This is a genomic window from Streptomyces sp. 13-12-16, from assembly GCF_002114215.1.
Taxonomy (GTDB): Bacteria; Actinomycetota; Actinomycetes; order Streptomycetales; family Streptomycetaceae; genus Streptomyces.
In genome coordinates this window covers 1-1,340 of the sequence record NZ_NCTE01001310.1, presented here as the reverse complement: position 1 = coordinate 1,340, position 1,340 = coordinate 1, and the positions used below count along the sequence as shown (strand labels likewise).

Sequence of the window (1,340 nt, the reverse complement as noted above, 5' to 3'; positions counted from 1 at the left end):
CGCCACGGCGACGGCCGCGCTCCTCGGCGGCTGCGGAGACGGCCACCGGACCGGCCGGCCCCCGGCCGGGCACCCCGGGAGCACGGCGCCGTCCGCGCGGCCCTCCGGGAAACCGGCGCGTGTCCTCGGGCGTTCGGTCCCGGTCGGGCTGGAGATACCGGACATCGGGGTCGACACGCCGGTCATCCGGCTGGGGCTGGCCCCGGACCGCACGGTCCAGGTGCCTCCGGTCACGGCCCATGACCGGGCGGGCTGGTACCGGCACTCGCCGACGCCCGGCCAGACCGGCCCGTCGGTGATCCTCGGCCACGTCACGGTCGGCGCCCACGGGGACGGTGTCTTCCGGCACCTCGCGCGTCTGCGCCCGGGGGGCAGGGTCGTGGCACGCCTGGAGAACGGGACCGCGGCGGTGTTCACCGTCGACTCGGTCCGGACGGTCGCCAAGGCGGACTTCCCGACGGACGCGGTCTACGGTGACGTCGGCCGGCCGGAGCTGCGGCTCATCACGTGCGGTGGCCCACGTACCGGCGACGAGTACCGCGACAACGTGATCGTGTTCGCCACGCTGACCTCTGCGAGTCCCTGATCCACCACCGCGTTCCCGGGCCGCGGGCCGTGCGCCCGCGGCCCGGGAACCGACCCGCGACGGGTCCCACGACACCAGTACCGCACGACCATGGAGAGCGTTGAAACGGTCCCGTGAGCAGGCAGCGTCCGAACTCTTCGCCGCCCTCTACCCGCGCCTCGCCGGCTGGTGCCGCCGGCTGGTCGACGACGACGAGACGGCCCACGAGATCGCCTCGGAGGCGTTCACCCGGCTGTGGGCCCGCTGGACGTCCGTGGCCGAGCCACGGGGCTTCCTCTACGTCACCGCCGCCAACCTCGTCCGGGACCACTGGCGCGCACTCGAACGCGAACGCAAGGCGGTGCGCCGTGTCACCACCGAGACGGCCGTCCGCCCGCACCCCGAACAGTCCGACCCGTCCGTACGTCTGCTCGTGCAGTCGCTGCCGGAACGACTGCGTGTCCCGATCCTGCTGCACTACTACGCTGACATGCCGATCCGGGAGGTGTCCGCGGTCACCGGACGCAAGGAAGGAACCGTCAAAGCCGACCTCCACGCGGCCAGGGAACTGCTCCGCGCCCACCTGAGGAGAAGCCTTGATCACGTACTCTGACGACGGTCCGGAGTTCGAACCCGACGACCCCCTCGCCGTCATCCTGCGGCCGGTCCCCGACCGTCTCGGCCCGCCCCCCGGCCGGTACGAGGAGATCCGCCGCGGCGCGGCGCGGCGCCGGCTGGTGCGCGCCGCGGTCGGGGCCGGGGCCGGACTGGCGTG

At 74.0% G+C, this 1,340-nt stretch carries 2 protein-coding genes; both read left to right on the top strand.

Annotated features, from left to right (window positions below):
• On the top strand, nt 1-586 hold a 586-nt coding region (locus B7767_RS40320; RefSeq protein ID WP_085576251.1), incomplete at its 5' end, for a class F sortase.
• Nucleotides 587-686: 100 nt separating this feature from the next.
• Nucleotides 687-1,178 carry an RNA polymerase sigma factor gene (locus B7767_RS40315; RefSeq protein WP_085576250.1) on the top strand — a complete coding sequence of 164 codons (492 nt, stop codon included), beginning with the start codon at nt 687-689 and terminating at the stop codon, nt 1,176-1,178.
• The last annotated feature ends 162 nt before the right edge of the window (nt 1,179-1,340 follow it).